Annotated in this window: 1 protein-coding gene; it reads right to left on the bottom strand. The window is 46.7% G+C overall.

Annotated features, from left to right (window positions below; genetic code table 11):
* Window positions 1–698 (bottom strand): hypothetical protein (locus KP705_RS15790; RefSeq protein ID WP_215764891.1); only part of this gene is annotated, 698 nt, incomplete at both ends.

The following is a 698-nucleotide window of genomic DNA, read 5'->3' on the forward strand; positions in this document are numbered from 1 at the left end:
AGATCAAAGAGGATATTCATATGCATGTTAAGGGTTTCATGATCCTCATTATGAGTGAACTCAGTCCCCCTGAAATACAGATTTGAACCATATTTTTGATTGAGCCAACGGAAGCAATCAGAGAGCTTGCGTGTCCATTTCCTATGCTCCGCCTTGAGGTCATCATATATGCGGACGTTCTCACCGCAGGTGATAACCATGTACCGCAGATACTTCCCCTTATTCGGGAGAATGTTATCAATCCAATAGGTCAGCTCATTCCTCAACTGGCGACGCTCAGCAACAGCAACAGCAGGAATGAACATGATATGCCTAAACTGTTCATCCATCTGCTTAGCTAATCCAGACAGCAAACCCACCTTGAAAAAGGTGCCATCCTGCTTCTTACGCCTAGACGGAATCCCCAGACCTTCAAGCCTGTCAGCAATGCGATCAGATTGAAGCCTTATGGCCTCATCCCTGCCAATGCGTTCAAGATGTTTAAACACATCAACCTTGTTCCCACTGTTGCGACGAAGAAGCTCATAAAAACCTATCCGAGAAGATGACTCACACCCATTCTCAGACGGTCCTGCATCAAAAATCTCTCCGCGTGATTCCTTCGCTTCCTTAACCTCTGGAACGTATTCTAAACCACCAGCAGGAAGCCTGAAGCGTCGCCTGTCTTCCTGTTCCGAACGACACGCAAAACGCAGATT

The organism is Gluconobacter sp. P1D12_c, assembly GCF_018812105.1.
Lineage (GTDB): Bacteria > Pseudomonadota > Alphaproteobacteria > Acetobacterales > Acetobacteraceae > Gluconobacter > Gluconobacter oxydans_A.